Below are 14766 nucleotides of genomic sequence, written 5' to 3' on the forward strand. Positions count from 1 at the left end.
AGAACACCGGCCGGGCCATGCTTGGCCCATGACCGGTTTTCACCTCGCCCAGATCAACGTCGGCCGTCTCGTCGCCCCGCCCGGCGACCCGCGGGTCGCCGAATTCGTCGGCCAGCTCGGCGAGATGAACGCGCTCGCCGAGCGCAGCCCCGGTTTCGTCTGGCGGATGGTGGACGACCCGGACGCGGCGGCGGTGGCCGCCTTCCCCGAGGTGGCCGATGCGCGGTTCCAGATCAACTGCTCGGTGTGGGAGTCGGTCGAGGCGCTCTGGGAGTACGCGTACCGCAGCGACCACCTGCGGGCGCTGAGCCGCCGCCGGGAGTGGTTCGAGCGCCCGGCCGGCCCGCACCAGGCCCTGTGGTGGGTGCCGGCCGGCCACCGCCCGGGCCTGCCCGAGGCGATGGGCCGGATCGCCCGGATCCGCGACCTGGGCACCGGCCCGGACGCGTTCACCTTCCGCGACCGCCACCCGGCGCCCGTCGCCGTCCGAAGCGGCCGCGAGCGTCACCCGGCACCGCTACGGTCCCAGGGGTGAGGACCTGGACGGAGCCGCCCGCCAAGACCGACGTCGAGGCGGAAGTCCGCCGCTACGGAGCGACCTGAGCGCGTGCCGGACCGGCGGGTGCTCGACGAGTTGCTCGGCCCCCGGGATCCTCCCGGCCGGGTCGTCGCGGGACCGTCCACCCTCCGGTAGGACGCGCCCGCGCCCTGCCGGGGGGCGGTCAGCTCCCGGTCGGGCGGGGGAGCCAGTGCGCGGCGGCGGCCAGGAGAGCGGTGACGCCGACCCGGATGGTGGGGTCGGGGAGCGGGGCGTAGTGCGGCGAGTGGTTGGTGGGGACGGAGTCGGGCAGGCCGTTGGCCACCAGGTCCTCGGGGCTGATGCCCTGGAAGAGGGCGTGGTCGGTGCCGCCGAAGTGCCACAGCACGGAGGGGACGCCGAGAGCGGTCCCGAAGGCGCCGAAGTCCTCGCTGCCGGTGATGGGCTGGGGAAGGACGACCACACTGTCCCGGCCCAGGGCGCCGCCGAGGGCGGTGACCACGGTGGCGGTGGCGTGCGGGTCGTTGAGGGTCACGGGGAAGGAGGGCAGGGCGGTGATCTCCGGGTCCCTCGGGGCGTTGGAAGCCGCCGCCTCGGCGCGGATGATGCGCTCGACCGCCTCGACGACCCGGTCGCGCACCGCGGGGGTGGTGCTGCGGACGTTGATCAGCAGTTCCGCGGTGTCGGGGATGATGTTCTCCTTCGTGCCGGCGTGGATCGCGCCGACGGTCACCACCGCGGTCTCGGTGCCGGCGACCTCGCGCGAGACGACCGTCTGAAGGCGCACGACGATCGCGGCGGCCATCACGACCGGGTCCACGGTCAGCTGCGGGGCGGCGCCGTGGCCGCCCCGCCCGTGGAGGAGGACCCGGAAGCTGTCGGAGGCGGACATGATCGGTCCCGGGCGGGTGGCGACCATGCCGACGGGGGCCGGCAGGACGTGCTGGGCGAGGCACACGTCGGCCCGGGGGAAGCGGTCGAGGAAGCCGTCCTCGATCATGGCGGCCGCTCCGCCGCCGACCTCCTCGGCGGGCTGGAAGACCGCGACGACGGTGCCGCTCCAGTGCTCCGGGCGGGCCGCGAGCTGTGCGGTGGCGCCGAGCAGGCAGGTGACGTGCATGTCGTGGCCGCAGGCGTGCATGACCGGGACCTCGTTGCCGTCGCCGTCGACGCCCCTGGCGGTCGAGGCGTACGGCAGGCCGGTCTTCTCCTCGACGGGAAGGGCGTCCATGTCGGCGCGCAGCAGGACCACCGGGCCCTCGCCGTTGGCGAGGACGCCGACCACGCCGGTGCCGCCGACGTGCTCGGTCACCTGCCAGCCCTGTTCGCGCAGCCGCTCGGCGACGATGCCCGCGGTGCGGATCTCCTGGAAGGACAGTTCGGGATGGGCGTGCAGGTCCTCGTACAGGGCCCGCAGCGCGGGGACGCGTTCGGCGACGCCGGTGAACAGATCGGTGGTGGTGGCGGCGGTGGTGGCGGAGTCGGTGGTCATGACTGCTCCGAGTCGGTGGTCGGGCGGATGCGGGCGGACGCGCCGAACGCGGCGCGGAAGGAATCGGAGTCCTGCGGGGTGAGGACGGCCATCAGCGCGGCGACGAGCGCGCCGACGACGAGGGAGGCGAACGCGACCTCGAACGAGAAGGCGTCGGTGATCACGCCCATGACGGGCGGGACCACCATGCTGGCCACCTGCCCGCCGAGGACGATCACGGCGCTTCCCACGCCGACGTAGGCGGGCGGCAGGCCGCTCAGCGGCGCCGCGAGGATCGGCATGTAGGCCAGGGAGGCGGCGATGACGACGACCGTGGCGAAGACCACGAAACCGACGGGCGAGGAGGAGAAGGCCATCGCGGGCAGCGCGAGCGCGGCGACGGCCATGCTCGGCACGATCAGCTTGCGGTGGTGACCGCCCAGCCGGTCGGAGAGCCGCCCCCCGATGATCGTCGCGGCGGCACTCGCGACGGCCGGCGCGATCATCAGCACGCCGACCGTGGTGAGCGGGACGCCGAGCTCGGTCCTGAGGTACGACGGGGCCCAGGTGAGGAGTCCGCCCAGGACGACGTTGAGGCCGAACAGCATCGCCGCGAAACGCCAGAGCACGCCGATCCGCAGGACGTGCCGCATGCCGTGCCGCTCCTCCGCCGCTCCGGGTCCGCCGCGGTGCAGGGGAGCCGGCAGCCAGGCCCGGATCGCCAGGACGACGAACACGCCGAGCGCGGCGGCCGAGAAGAACGCCGAGCGCCAGCCGAAGACGGCGGCGAGCGGGGCGACGGCGAGCGGAGCGGCGATGGCGGCGACGGCGTTGGAGCTCATGATCAGACCGTTGGCGCCCATGCGCTGCTCGGACGTGGTCCGTTCGACCAGCACCTTCATCGAGGCCGGCGGGAAGACGCCCTCGGCCGCGCCGAACAGGAAGCGCACGGCCAGCAGGGCGGCGAAGGACCAGGCGAAGCCGGTCAGCGCGGTGAACAGGGACCAGGCGAGCAGGGCCCAGGTGATGACCCGGCGGGCGCCGAAGCGGTCGGTGAGCACGCCGCCCGGGATCTGCGCCAGGGCGTAGGCGAGGAAGAACGCCGAGACGATCAGGCCCTGCTGCCCGTGCGTCAGGTGGAACTCCTCGCCGACCGAGGGCAGCACGAAGTTGATGACCAGTCGGTCCGCGTAGTCGATCAGCCAGGCGGTGAAGAGCAGGACGACCGTGGTCCTGACGGCACGTTCGGCCGCGGCGGACCGGCCGGCCGGGGCGGCCGGGTCGACGGCAGCGGGATCCGTGTGCGAGGGCGGCACAGCGGGAGCAGACATGGAACTCCTGTCACCAGTGGCCGCAGCAGGATTTCGGCCGGGAAGTGCACCTAAGATCCGGCTCGCGGGCGCACCGCCCGCCGAATTGCAGGAAAACTACGGGGAAGAGCTGATCATGCAGGATTCCGGCGCTCCGGCCCACGGCATCGGGGCCGACGTGCAGTTCACCGAGCAGGACCTCGCGCTCGTCGACGCCCTGCAGTCGGCGCCGCGGGCTCCGTGGTCGGCCGTCGGGCGGGCCCTGGGCATCGACGCGACGACGGCCGCCCGCCGCTGGGAGCGGCTGACGGCCGGTGGGCTCGCCTGGGTGACCGCCTACGACTCGGCCAGGAACGGCGCCGTGGGCTTCGTCGAGGTGAGCAGCGAACCGGGTGCCCACCACGCCGTGAGCGCGCAGGCGTGCGCGCTGCCCTGGGTGTTCAGCGTCGACGAGACGTCGGGCGAGTTCGATCTCCTGCTGTCCGTGGGCGCCTTCCGCCCGGCCGACCTCGGCCGGGCCGTGCACCGCGCCGTCGGCGGCCTGCCGGGCGTGCGGGCGATGCGGATGCAGATGGGCGTCACCCTGTTCGGCGAGGGCGGCGACTGGCGCATCCGGGCCATGGAACCGGCCGGCCGCGCCGGACTCGGCGCCCCCGGCGTGCCGAGCCGTACGCCGTACGCCGTCCGCACCGGCACCCGGGGAGCGGCGCCGGACGAGGCGATCCTGACGGCGCTGAGCGGCGACGGCCGGCTCGGCTACGCGGCGCTCGCCGCCGCGACCGGGCTGAGCGAGCACGTGGCCCGCCGCGGGGTGCAGCGGATGCTCCGGGACGGCGACCTGAGGCTGCGCTGCGACTTCGCCCACCCCCTCGCCGGTCTGCGGACGACGGCCGTGTACCGGATGGCGTCCCCGCACCGCCTCCTCGCGCAGGCCGGGCAGGGCCTGACCCGGCTGAGCCAGGTCCGGCTGTGCGCCTCGGTCACCGGCCCGCACAACCTCCTCGTCCAAGTGCTGCTGCACAGCCTCTCCGACATCGACCAGTTCGAGGCGCAACTCGCCGCCTCCTTCCCGGCGTTGGAGATCAAGGACCGCACGATCGTGCTGCACACCCCGAAGCGGATGGGCTGGCTCCTCGACGACCACGGCCGCGCCGTCGGCCGGGTGCCGCTGGCTCCGCCCACGGACCACCCCGCCCCGTGACCGACCGGACGGCTACCGGGCGGGGGCGCGGTGGACGTCGAGTCGACGCTGCCCGGCTGCGCCCGCGGCGCGCCAGTCGGTCCAGCGGCCCGCCGACACGGCCGCCAGCAGGTCGAAGACCTCACCGACCCGGTCGACCGCGACGGCCAGGGCGCACAACCGGTCCACCAGCGCCGGATCCGGGACGCCGGCGGCGGCCGTGCTGCGCAGGGCCCGCACCAGGGCGACGGTGGCCGCGATGCGTTCGGGGCCGGACAGCTCCCCGGCGAGCAGTCCGTCGAGGGCCTCCGCGTCCGCGGGGAGCGCGGCGATCTCCAGCAGGGGGCGCAGCGCGGCGGCGTCCGGGACGGGCATCCGGTCCAGGCAGCGCTGCCGCCGCCCGGCGTCGAGGCGGGCGAGGGTGTGCAGGACGGCCCACCGCTCGCTGTCCGGGCGCCGGGCGTCCGGCGCGGTGGGGACACGGGCAGGGGCCCGGGCTCCGCGTCCAGCAGTTCGGCGGCCAGGGCCAGGTTGACGGCGCTGCGCCGGTCGTCCGGGACGGTGTCGGTCTCGTGGGCGGCCAGTTCGGCCCAGCGCCCGGCCAGGATCAGCGCCGCGGGCCGACCGCCCGGGTCCGGCAGGGCCAGGGCCGGTTCGAGGAGGCGCCCGGCGGCCTCCGAGTCCGGGGTGGCCCGCAGCAGTTCGTCCCGCACCCGCCCGGAGAACCAGGACGCGAGGCTTCCGTAGGTGTGCCCGGCCGGGAATCCGTGCGCCCGGGGGCTGCGCAGCCGCAGCTGGGCGTCCTGCAGCTCCGTGGGGTCGAGCCGGTCGCAGGCCCGTTCGGCCGCGGCCCGCCGCACGCGGCGGCACAGCACGGCGATCGTCAGGTCGAGGAAGTCCCCCGGGGCCGGGTCGGCCGGGCCGGCCTCCGGTGCGGGGAACCACGGCAGCTCGGCGAGCGGCAGCCACTCCTGGGCGTCGACGAACGATCCGAGGGTGTAGTCCCGGTGGAATTCCTCGGTCTCGTCGGCCAGGTGGATCAGCTCGCCGTCGTTGCCGAAGCTGTCGAACCACACCGTGCCCGCCCAGGGGCCGTTGAGCACCAGCCGGGCCAGGAAGTGGCTGCGGGTCGCGCCCAGGAGCAGGGTGCCGTCCCGTGTACCGGGCGCCCGCCGGGAGGTCGTAGAAGGCGTCCTCCGGATCGTCGAACTGGCTGTAGAACTCGCCCGGTCCGTCCTCGAAGAAGTCGGTCCCCTCGGTCTCCTCCCAGTCGGTGATCTGTGCCGACAGGCCGGCCCAGGGGCGGTCGAGGGGGAAGGGCTCGGCGGGCCGCGGGCCCTTCTGCTCGGCGACGAGCCGTCCGGCGTACGACATCAGCAGGTGGGCGGGCTCGCCGAACTCCAGCAGGTACCGGCGGTAGTTCTCCGGCAGCCGCAGCCCCAGCCGGGTCTCCGCCGCCACCACCTCGGCCTCCGTCAACGCGGAGAAGCCGGTCCGCCACACCTCGCCGTCGCCCGGCCGCAGGGCGGCCCATCGGGCCATCAGTTCGCGTATACGGGCCAGGCGCCGGTCGATCCGCTCGTCGTCCAGCGGTTGCCGGGACACGGGCTCAGCAGTCATCACAGGGTCCTCGGACGTAAGGGGGAGGTGGGCTGTTGCGGGATGCGTACAAGGGGGACGAACTCCGCCGACAGCGGAGCCGGTCGAGTGCCGCCGCCCCGCACGGGCGAGGCGGCGGGTGCGGGTGTCAGGGGCGGGGGCCGGCAGCCAGGGGGCTCAGGCGGACGACGGCGAGGTCGAGCTGGCCGAAGCCGTCCTCCCAGCCGATGACCGGCTCGCAGCCGAAGTCGTCGAGGCCCCAGGCCGGGGCGTCCTCGACCATCGGCATCAGGCCCTCCTCGCCGTCGGTGAGGAAGTAGGCGAGGTGGGCGCGCAGTCCGGGGTGCTCGACGGCGGCGAGGTCCTCCTCCCAGTCGTCGGCGGGGGTGGCCTCGAACGGCACCAGGTCCTCGGGGGAGCGGCCGGTGTCGAGCGCGGCGCGGAACGCGTCCAGCAGGGTGCCGTCGGAGCGCAGCCGGGCGAAGAAGACCGCCCAACTGCCCTGGTGGTCGGCCAGGTCGACGCCGTGCTCGACCACCAGCGGGGCGAGGTCCGCACCCCGGATCAGGCCCTCGGCGAAGCAGGCCGCGGCGACGGCGGAGGCGAACGGCTCCGGCAGGGCCGGCGAATCGCGGTCGGCCGGTATCGCGAAGATCGAACGGGCGGCGTCGAACACCGGGGTGCGCTCGCTGTCGTCGAACAACGAGCAGTCCCAGCGCACCGGTTCGGCGCCGCTCAGCGCCTGCGGTCGCACCCACGCGGCGTCCCGGTCGAACTCGACCTCGTGGATCAGGTTGCCGCCGACGCCTGCGGCGTACACCGCGTCCGGGTCGTACTCGTGCAGGGGGCGGCCGAGCATCACCGCGAAGGCGTCGGCGAGTTGACGGTCCCAGTCGCTTGCGGCCGGGGTGTGGTGTGAGGTCATGGGCGGCACCGTAGTGCCGCCGTCCGACAGTCGGAAATCGAGAGCTGACGCAGCGTCAGGAGAGCGTGCCCGGGTCGGTGTTGGCCCCGCACAGCACCACGCACACCCGCTCGCCGTCGGCGGGCCGGTACGCGCCGCCGGTGAGGGCGGCGAGCGCCGTCGAGGCGGCGTGCTCGACCGCCAAACGGTGGCCGTCCCACAGGAGTCGGCGGGCGCGGACGATCTCGGAGTCGGCGACCAGGGCGGTGCGCACGCCGTCCTGGCGGGCGGCCCACAGGGCGGCCGCGGAGGCCCGGCGGGCGCCGAGGGCGTCGGCGGCGACCGAGTCGACGGGGACGTCGACCGGGCGGCCCGCCGCCACCGCGGCGTGCAGGGCCTGCGAACCCTCCGGCTCGACGGCGACGGTGCGCACCCCGTGCTCGCGGGCCGCGGTGGCCACGCCCGCGAACAGGCCGCCGCCGCCGACCGACACCACCACCGTGTCCAGGGAAGGGAGTTGACGGCGGATCTCGTCCAGCAGGGTGCCCGCGCCGGCCGCGACCAGCGGGTGGTCGTAGGCGTGCGAGGCGAGCGCCCCGGAGGACGCCGCGAACTCCTCGCAGGCCGCCAGCGCCTCCGCGTACTCCCGGCCCGCCAGCCGCACTTCGGCCCCGTAGCCGCGCAGCCGGGCCACCTTCACCGCCGGGGCGTTGGCAGGCAGGAACACGGTGGCCCGGACGCCCTGCTCCTGCGCCGCCCAGGCGCACGCCAGGCCGGCGTTGCCGCCGGACGCGATGGTGACGCCCGCGTCGGGGAGCGTGCCGGCCTCCCGGTGCGCCCGGACGAAGTTCTGCGCACCCCGGGCCTTGAACGAGCCGGTGTGCTGCAGGAGTTCGAGCGCCGCCCAGACCTCCCCGCTGGCGACGTCGAGCGGGGCCACCGCGACGGGCCGGACCCGGCCGGCGATCCGGTCGCCGGCCGCCTTGATGTCGCCGTACGTGAGCTGGTGCACGCTGTCGCTCCTGTCGCATCGAGGGTGCGCGGGCCCGCGAGGCCCGCATCGGTCGAACCCGACCGTACCTTCCGGCCGCACCTCGCCGGTGCGGCGCGGTGACGGGTCGCCGCTGCGGGTCGCGGCTACGGACGGCGGCTACGGGTTGCGGCCCGTCGCGGACGCGAAGCCCAGCCAGGTGTGCCGGTTGCCCGCCCAGCACCAGCCGACCTTCGGGGCGTTGCGGCGCTCGCGGCCGTCCCGCCCGGTGCCGTTGCTGATCCAGATCGCCGGGGTGCGGGCGTCGAGCGTGCCGTTCGGCCGGCGCAGCCGGGAGCCGATGGTCATGAAGCAGTGACTGCGTGCCAGGACCTCGGGTTGTTGCAGCACCCAGTGGATGCCCTCGGTGAGCAGCAGCGGGGTGCGGTCCTCGGCCGCGAGGGCCGGCAGTGCCTCGTCGGGGCTCCAGTTGGCCATCCGGTCGCCGCGGTCGAGCCCGGTGACGAGGTAGAGCGGGGCGTCGGGCAGTTCGACGGTGTCCAGCGGGGCGAAGGCGTCGACGTCGGGCATGTCGACGACGACGAAGCCCGGCCTGCCGTCGCGGCGCAGCAGCGGCGCTAGCACGGAGGCGGGAGCGCGGTCCGGATGGACGGCGAGCAGGGCGCCGTCGGCGGGCGCGGTGGTCTCGGCGGCCGCGGCGAAGGCGCGGAGTTCGGCGGCGGACAGGCCGACGATCTCGTGCACCCCCAGCTCGACCAGGCGTTCGGCCTGCACGCGGAGCGGCGTGAGGCGGGAGTGCGCGGCGGGCGCGGCGGACATGGCGGGCGTGGCTTCGGGCATGGTGCTCCCAGGGCAGCGAGGCGACGGGACCTCGGAGGAACGAGGCGGCCCGCCGAGATGTTCCCGCGCGCGGCGTACCGTCCACGGGCAGTCGGTGTCCGGCGCTCATCCGCGGCGGTGTTCGCGCCGATGAGCAGAGGGGGACGGCCGTCCCCGGCGGCCCGCCCGGTCACTCCGGGCGACCGCTCGTTCCACGCCCGCCGGGCCGACCATGGAAGCCGCGCACCGAGATGACCCTCGCCGTCGTCCTGTTCACCCAGGACCTGCGTCTGCACGACAACCCCGCCCTGCATGCCGCCCGCGCCGCGGCCGACCAGGTGGTGCCGCTGTTCGTCACCGACCCGGCGATCGCCGCCGCCGGCTTCGCCGCCCCCAACCGCCTTGCCTTCCTGGCCGGTTGCCTCACCGACCTGGACGCCTCGCTGCGCCGCCTCGGCGGCCGGCTGCTGGTGCGCGAGGGCGACACCGCCGAGCAGACCGCCCGACTGGCCGCCGAACTCGGCGCGGTGGCCGTGCACGTCGCCGCCGGGGTCAGCGGCTACGCCCGGCGGCGCGAACAGCGGCTGCGCCGCGCACTCGGCGACCGCCTGCGGGTGCACGAGGGATCGCTGACGGCCGTGCCGCCCGGCGCGGTGACACCCGCGGGTCGCGACCACTACGCGGTGTTCACCCCGTACCAGCGGGCCTGGCAGCAGGTCGGCCGCCGCGCCCCGTTGCCCGTCCCGGGGCCGCTCAACACCCCAACGGGGTTGCAGGGAACCGATATTGGCAGCGTGAAGCCCACCGCCGGCAGCCTGCCCGCGGCCGGCGAGAGCGCCGCCCGCCGGGCCTGGCAGCACTGGCGCGTCGCGCAGTACGCGCAGCTGCACGACGACCTGGCCGCCGACGGCACCTCACACCTGTCGCCGTACCTGCATTTCGGCTGCCTGTCCGCGAACGAGCTGGTCCACCTCGCCGAACGGCGCGGCGGGCCCGGCGCGGAGGCGTTCGTCCGGCAGCTGGTGTGGCGCGACTTCCACCACCAGGTGCTGGCCGCCCGCCCGGCCGCCGCGCACGCGGACTACCGTACCCGGCACGACAGTTGGCGCACCGACGAGGCGGAGTTCGCCGCCTGGCAGCAGGGCCGCACCGGGTTCCCGATCGTCGACGCCGGGATGCGGCAGCTCGCCGAGACCGGCTGGATGCACAACCGGGCCCGGCTGCTCACGGCGAGCTTCCTGGCCAAGTCCCTGTACCTGGACTGGCGGCTCGGCGCCCGGCACTTCCTCGACCACCTGGTCGACGGCGACCTGGCGAACAACCAGCTGAACTGGCAGTGGGTGGCCGGCACCGGCACCGACACCCGCCCCAACCGGGTCCTCAACCCGCTTGCCCAGGCCGACCGTTACGATCCGGACGGCGCGTACGTCCGCCGCTGGGTGCCCGAACTGGCCGCGCTGCCCGGCCGGGAGATCCACCGCCCCTGGCGGGCCCGGCACCGCCCGGCCGACTACCCCGCCCCGCTGATCGCCCCCGAGAGCACCGGAGTTCGCTTCCGCGAGGCGCGCGATAGCCTCAAGGGCGGTCAGGACGGGGGGAATTGACGGTCCGTCAGGCGACAGGGGCCTCCGCCGGGGTCATCAGCACGAAGTCCGCGCCCGCGCCGTCCGCGCACACCGCCATCCGTCCGATGCCGGGCGCGTCCGACGGGCCCATCAGCACCTCGCCGCCCTTGGTGCGCACGGTCGCGGCGGCCGCGTCGCAGTCGGAGACCGTGAACACCGGGTGCCAGGAGGGCAGGCCCCGGGACAGCGACAGCTGTTCCGGCGGCACCTGCAGGACACCGCCGTGCATCCGCTCGGCGGGCTGCCCGGCCGGGGTGACGATGGTGTAGGTCTCGCCCCCGCCGCCCGGCATCTTCATGTCCTCGCGCTGCCAGCCGAACACCGTCTCGTAGAACGCCAGCGCCGCCGACGCGTCCGTGGTGTACAGCTCCGTCCAGCACAGTGCGCCCGGGTCGTCGGTCGCCTCCAGGCCGCGCGCCCGGCCCGGCGTCCAGGCCGCGAACTGGCCGCCCTGCGGGTCGGTGAACTGTGCCACCGACGCCCAGCCGTCCGCGTCCTGCGGCTCCACCCGCACCGTGCCGCCCGCCCGCAGGACGGAGGCGGCGGTCTCGTGGACGTCCGGGGTGAAGAAGTAGACCATCCACGCCGAGCGGGCGCCCCGCTCGGTGAGCAGCCCGATCCCGGCAGCCGTGCGACCGCCCGAGGTGGCCAGCCCGAACGCGCCGTCGGAGCCCTCCATCGGCGCGAACTCCCAACCCAGCACCGCACTGTAGAAGTCCCCGGCGGCGGACACGTCCGGCGCGCCGAGGTCCAGCCAGCACGGTGAACCGGGCACGAAGTCGGTGGTGATCATGGCGGTCTCCCTTCGCCGGGCACTCCCTACCCAGCCTGTCACCGGCCCCCGCCCGGCGCGTCCCGGCCCGGACGGCGGGCGACGATCTCCGGTACCGCCAAGCGGAGGAAATCCTGTGCAGATCGTCGGGTGGAGCATGGAATTCGACCGTCAAACGGAGCCCGGGCATGACATTTCGCGGAAATTCCTCCCTCTGACCGCGAAATCGTCACCAGGAACAGGGTTCGGGCCGCCGGAATCGGGCAGAGGCCGCATACCCCCAGCGAAACCACGAGAAAGGCACCAGAGTGGCACTGAGCGTGAGCTATGGGGAGCGATACGGCTGGACGGTCGTCCAGGTCGCCGGCGAGGTGGACATCAGCGGGGTCTCGGCACTCCGCGAGCGCCTGCAGCGACTGGTCACCGAAGGCTGTCTGCGCATGGTGGTGGACATCAGCCGGGTCGACTTCTGCGACTCCACCGGATTCGCCGTCCTGGTCGCCACCCGCCGCATGCTGTCCTCCCGCGGCGGCCGGCTCCGGCTGGTCCTCCCCGGCCCCGAGACCCACACCCGCAAGATCCTCCAACTCTTCGGCATCCAGCGGATCTTCGACGTCCACGACTCGGTCGACGACGCCCTCGCCGACCTGCGCGAGACAGTCATGAACGAGACCAGGCCGCCCGCGGCCGCGGACGGCGCCGAGGCCGTCCCGCGCCCCCGCGAGGGCAGCCGCGCCGTCGCCGACTGACCCGCACCGACCCGCCCGGCGGGCGGGCGGCCGTCAACGGCGACGGCCGCACCCGCAGCGGCAACCGTCCGTGCGCGGCGGTGACGGCAGCGGCGACCCCGCAGCGTCGACGACGCCCGCGCACCACCCGCATCGGCAGCAGCCTCGGTGGCCGCGGGGCCCCGTCAGCCCGGAGTGCCGAAATCCTGCGTCCACCAGGGCCCACCCGTGCCCTGGTGCACCCCCACGCCCAGCTCGGTGAACGCGCAGTTCAGGATGTTCGCCCGATGGCCCGGGCTGTTCATCCAGCCGGCCATCACCGCGGCGGCGTCCTTCTGGCCGCGCGCGATGTTCTCGCCCCAGCCGCTCCACTGGTACCCGGCGGCGTCGATCCGCTCCTCCGGGCCCGCCCCGTCCGGGTTGGTGTGGTCGAAGAACGCGCGCTCCGCCATGTCGTCCGACTGCTCCTGGGCCGCCGCCGCCAGCTGCCCGTTCGCCTTGACCGCTTTACAACCAGACTGCGCGCGCTGGGAGTTGACCAGATCCAGCACCTGCTGCCCGAGATCCGCCACCCGCTTCGCGGCCGGCGTCGAGGTGGACCGCGGGGAGGCCGTCGCGGACGGCGCCTTGCCGGCCACGGACGCCGACGGCGAAGCCGACGGCTTCGCGCTCGGGGAGGCGGACGAGGACGGTGCGGCGGACGGCGACGGTGCGGTGCCGCCCGCCGGGACGGCCAGCGCCTCCACCTGCTCGGGACCGGCCGCCGCCGGCTGCCGCGCCGCCTCCGACCCGCCCGTCGTCGAGGACGACTCCGGCAGGCCGACCGCCACCAGCAGCCCCACCGCGACCGTCACCACCACTCCGCCGCCCACCAGCACCCGCTGCGGGCCGCGACGCGCCGCCGCCCGCCGGCCGTGCCGGGACCCCGCCCGGTGCGAGCCGCCGCGCGGCCCGCCGTCCGCCGGGCCGCGCCGGTGCGGGACCGCGCCCTGCGCCGAACCCGCGGGCTCCAGCGGCAGCGCGGCGAGACTGTCCGGCAGCGGCACCATCGCCAGACCCGCCAGCAGCCCCTCGGCCGGCATCAGCCCGCGCCGGTGCTCGCCGCACCCCGCGCACTCGCGCACATGACGGCCGATCCGCTTGCGCCACAGCGCACTCGGCACGCCGTCCCAACCCGCCGTCAACTCCGCCAGCCACGTGCACACCGGCACCGCGGCCAGCGCCCGCACCGCCACCCGGGCCGCCTCCAGCTGACCCTTCATCCGCTGCACCCGCACCGCCGCGTGCTGCGGCGACACCTCCAGCGCCGCCGCCAGCTCCGCCCGGGACAGCTCGCCCGCCGCCTCCAGCCACCACAGCGCCAACAGGTCCCGGTCGCCCTCGTCCAGCCAGCGGGTCGCCTCCGCGACCTCCCGCCGCTGCTCCGACAGCCCCAGCCGGACGATCGTCAGCCCGACGAAGTCCGCGGCCGGGTCCGCGACCGCCACCGGGTCCGGCACCTGGCGCGCCGCGCCCTCGACGCCCTCGTCCCGGAACCGGCGGCGCACCTGGTTCAGGGCGATGGCCACCAGCCAACTGCGGAACCCGGCCGGATCCCGCAGCCCCGACAGCCCGTCGACCGCCCGCAGCATGGTCTCCTGCACCACGTCGTCGGTGTCCGGATGCCCCGACAGCGCCCGGCCCACCACGTTGTACACCAGCGGCAGGTGGCCGCCCACCAGCTCCGCCACCGCCTGCCGGTCGCCGTGCTGGGCCCGACCGACCAGCGTCGCCACCTGCCCACTGTCCACAGCCCTGACCGTCCTCGTGTTCTCGCGTCGTGCCCTCACACCCATCGGAGATCCACCGGCGGCCGGCGGATAACGGAAAAGTGCGGGGCAATCTCCCGACCTGGGGAAATCTCCCCGATCAGGGCCGGAGACGACCCTACGACCTGGCGGACGGGCCGTGTCACGAGGGTCGGGCGGGGCCGGTGGGGGTTCATCCGGGCCGCCCGGGTTTTTCGGCCGGTCGGCGGTACGGCCGGTCGGGGCAGGTCAGGGGCGTCCGCGCACGGTCACCTTCCGGATCGCCGCCAGGACCGCTTCCGGCGCCCGCAGCGGCGGCAGGTGGTCGACGCCCGGGAGCCGCACCAGTTCGCAGCCGAGCCGCTCGGCGGTCCGCTCGGCGCAGTCGATCGCCGGGGGACGGTCGAGGTCGCCGATCAGCACCACCGCGGGCAGGCCGGACAGTTCGCCGAGCCGGTCGAAGACCGGTGGGTCGGGCCGCTGGTGGACGTCCTCGCCGGGCCAGGCCCGGGCGGCGGAACGCAGTTGGGCCGTGGCCTGCGGGTCCGCACCGGCCGCCGCCCACTCGCGCAGGCCGAAGGCGGTCAACCCCGGCAGGTCGCCGGCGGCCACCAGCCGGTCGTACTCGGCGTCCGACTCCGGTTCTTTCGGCCACGGGTAGCCGACCACGCCGGGGCAGAGCAGCGTCAGCGACGCGACCCGCCCCGGGTGCCGGAGAGCGAAGCCGAGGGACGTTCCGCCGCCCATGCTGCAACCGACCAGATGGACCCGGTCGAGCCCGAAGCGGTCCAGCACCGCGTGCAGGTCGGCGAGGTTCGAGTACCCGGCGACGGGCTCCGGCGAGCGCCCGTAGCCGCGCACGTCGTACCGGACCAGCCGGTGCTGCGCGGCGAGTTCGGGCCACAGGCCGTCCCAGATCCGGGAGTCGCCCACCCCGGGGTGCAGCAGCACCAGGGGCGGGCCGTCGCCCCCGCTGTCCTCGGCCCAGACGGCGCCGTCGCCGAGTTCGATCAGTCCGTTCGAAGTCATGGCGGCCATTGTC

Annotated in this window: 13 protein-coding genes; 4 read left to right on the forward strand and 9 right to left on the reverse strand. The window is 75.0% G+C overall.

The window, feature by feature from the left end:
• Positions 1-28 precede the first annotated feature (28 nt).
• Positions 29-535: a DUF3291 domain-containing protein gene (locus tag ACI1MP_RS32795; protein ID WP_404870231.1), complete on the forward strand. Its 507-nt coding sequence runs from the start codon at positions 29-31 to the stop codon at positions 533-535.
• 187 nt (positions 536-722) lie between these two features.
• On the opposite strand, the gene ACI1MP_RS32800 is transcribed toward ACI1MP_RS32795, so the two are convergent.
• On the reverse strand, positions 723-2030 hold the full coding sequence (locus tag ACI1MP_RS32800; RefSeq protein ID WP_404870232.1) for an amidohydrolase: 1308 nt from the start codon (positions 2028-2030) through the stop codon (positions 723-725).
• Complete coding sequence (locus ACI1MP_RS32805) at positions 2027-3340, reverse strand: MFS transporter (protein ID WP_380336996.1); 1314 nt, start codon at positions 3338-3340, stop codon at positions 2027-2029. Before ACI1MP_RS32805 ends, ACI1MP_RS32800 begins: the two co-directional genes overlap by 4 nt.
• Before the next feature lie 115 nt (positions 3341-3455).
• Between ACI1MP_RS32805 and ACI1MP_RS32810 the strand changes: the two genes are divergently transcribed.
• On the forward strand, positions 3456-4520 hold the full coding sequence (locus ACI1MP_RS32810) for an Lrp/AsnC family transcriptional regulator (protein WP_404870233.1): 1065 nt from the start codon (positions 3456-3458) through the stop codon (positions 4518-4520).
• Positions 4521-4532: 12 nt separating this feature from the next.
• Here the strand turns inward: ACI1MP_RS32810 and ACI1MP_RS32815 are convergent, their stop codons facing one another.
• From ACI1MP_RS32815 to ACI1MP_RS32830, 4 genes are all read right to left on the reverse strand, one after another.
• Positions 4533-4874 carry a hypothetical protein gene (locus tag ACI1MP_RS32815; RefSeq protein ID WP_404870234.1) on the reverse strand — a complete coding sequence of 114 codons (342 nt, stop codon included), beginning with the start codon at positions 4872-4874 and terminating at the stop codon, positions 4533-4535.
• Between the two features lie 1372 nt (positions 4875-6246).
• On the reverse strand, positions 6247-7023 hold the full coding sequence (locus ACI1MP_RS32820) for a hypothetical protein (protein ID WP_380337005.1): 777 nt from the start codon (positions 7021-7023) through the stop codon (positions 6247-6249).
• A gap of 55 nt (positions 7024-7078) precedes the next feature.
• Positions 7079-8014 carry a serine/threonine dehydratase gene (locus tag ACI1MP_RS32825; protein ID WP_404870235.1) on the reverse strand — a complete coding sequence of 312 codons (936 nt, stop codon included), beginning with the start codon at positions 8012-8014 and terminating at the stop codon, positions 7079-7081.
• Between the two features lie 138 nt (positions 8015-8152).
• Positions 8153-8833 (reverse strand): DUF5701 family protein, encoded by a 681-nt coding sequence (locus ACI1MP_RS32830; RefSeq protein ID WP_380337011.1) that lies wholly within the window; start codon positions 8831-8833, stop codon positions 8153-8155.
• A gap of 230 nt (positions 8834-9063) precedes the next feature.
• Between ACI1MP_RS32830 and ACI1MP_RS32835 the strand changes: the two genes are divergently transcribed.
• On the forward strand, positions 9064-10416 hold the full coding sequence (locus ACI1MP_RS32835; protein WP_404870236.1) for a cryptochrome/photolyase family protein: 1353 nt from the start codon (positions 9064-9066) through the stop codon (positions 10414-10416).
• Positions 10417-10423: 7 nt separating this feature from the next.
• Here the strand turns inward: ACI1MP_RS32835 and ACI1MP_RS32840 are convergent, their stop codons facing one another.
• Entirely contained in the window at positions 10424-11230 is an 807-nt protein-coding gene (locus ACI1MP_RS32840; protein WP_404870237.1) for a VOC family protein, read from the reverse strand.
• A gap of 287 nt (positions 11231-11517) precedes the next feature.
• On the opposite strand from ACI1MP_RS32840, the gene ACI1MP_RS32845 reads away from it, so the two are divergent.
• A complete protein-coding gene (locus ACI1MP_RS32845; protein WP_100585410.1) occupies positions 11518-11958 on the forward strand; it encodes an STAS domain-containing protein in 441 nt (146 codons plus the stop codon).
• A 164-nt stretch (positions 11959-12122) separates the two neighbouring features.
• Here the strand turns inward: ACI1MP_RS32845 and ACI1MP_RS32850 are convergent, their stop codons facing one another.
• Both ACI1MP_RS32850 and ACI1MP_RS32855 read right to left on the reverse strand, forming a co-directional pair.
• The gene (locus tag ACI1MP_RS32850) at positions 12123-13712 is read right to left on the reverse strand and encodes a sigma-70 family RNA polymerase sigma factor (RefSeq protein WP_404870238.1); all 1590 of its coding nucleotides are present in this window, start codon (positions 13710-13712) and stop codon (positions 12123-12125) included.
• Positions 13713-13973: 261 nt separating this feature from the next.
• Complete coding sequence (locus ACI1MP_RS32855; protein ID WP_404870239.1) at positions 13974-14753, reverse strand: alpha/beta fold hydrolase; 780 nt, start codon at positions 14751-14753, stop codon at positions 13974-13976.
• Positions 14754-14766: the final 13 nt, after the last annotated feature.

The organism is Kitasatospora griseola, from assembly GCF_044999035.1.
Lineage (GTDB): Bacteria > Actinomycetota > Actinomycetes > Streptomycetales > Streptomycetaceae > Kitasatospora > Kitasatospora griseola.

Coding starts and splice junctions, on each gene's coding strand:
- ACI1MP_RS32795 (WP_404870231.1), top strand. CDS start 29: ATGACCGGTTTTCACCTCGCCCAGATCAACGTCGGCCGTCTCGTCGCC.
- ACI1MP_RS32800 (WP_404870232.1), bottom strand. CDS start 2,030: ATGACCACCGACTCCGCCACCACCGCCGCCACCACCACCGATCTGTTC.
- ACI1MP_RS32805 (WP_380336996.1), bottom strand. CDS start 3,340: ATGTCTGCTCCCGCTGTGCCGCCCTCGCACACGGATCCCGCTGCCGTC.
- ACI1MP_RS32810 (WP_404870233.1), top strand. CDS start 3,456: ATGCAGGATTCCGGCGCTCCGGCCCACGGCATCGGGGCCGACGTGCAG.
- ACI1MP_RS32815 (WP_404870234.1), bottom strand. CDS start 4,874: ATGCCCGTCCCGGACGCCGCCGCGCTGCGCCCCCTGCTGGAGATCGCC.
- ACI1MP_RS32820 (WP_380337005.1), bottom strand. CDS start 7,023: ATGACCTCACACCACACCCCGGCCGCAAGCGACTGGGACCGTCAACTC.
- ACI1MP_RS32830 (WP_380337011.1), bottom strand. CDS start 8,833: ATGCCCGAAGCCACGCCCGCCATGTCCGCCGCGCCCGCCGCGCACTCC.
- ACI1MP_RS32835 (WP_404870236.1), top strand. CDS start 9,064: ATGACCCTCGCCGTCGTCCTGTTCACCCAGGACCTGCGTCTGCACGAC.
- ACI1MP_RS32840 (WP_404870237.1), bottom strand. CDS start 11,230: ATGATCACCACCGACTTCGTGCCCGGTTCACCGTGCTGGCTGGACCTC.
- ACI1MP_RS32855 (WP_404870239.1), bottom strand. CDS start 14,753: ATGACTTCGAACGGACTGATCGAACTCGGCGACGGCGCCGTCTGGGCC.